1 protein-coding gene is annotated in these 242 nt (G+C 66.9%); it reads right to left on the reverse strand.

The annotated features are described in order from the left end of the window. Positions 1–242: PQQ-binding-like beta-propeller repeat protein (locus tag J5M73_RS32210; RefSeq protein WP_207817052.1), on the reverse strand; the 242-nt coding region annotated here is incomplete at both ends.

Consider the following 242-nt stretch of genomic DNA (forward strand, 5'->3'; position numbering starts at 1 on the left):
CCTTGCCGGTGTTCTTGTCCAGGGCGATGACCCGGGCGTCGAGGGTGCCGAAGTAGATCTTGTCGCCGTAGATCGCCGCGCCCCGGTTGACCACGTCGCAGCACGGGCGAATGTTGTCCGGCAGGCGCGCATCGTACTGCCAGAGCTTCTTGCCGGTGCGCGCGTCCACCGCGAACACCCGCGAGTAGGAGCCGGTCATGTACATCACCCCGTCCTTGATCAGCGGCTGGGCCTGCTGGCCG

This window comes from Pseudomonas sp. 50_B (assembly GCF_017491625.1).
GTDB lineage: Bacteria > Pseudomonadota > Gammaproteobacteria > Pseudomonadales > Pseudomonadaceae > Aquipseudomonas > Aquipseudomonas danubii.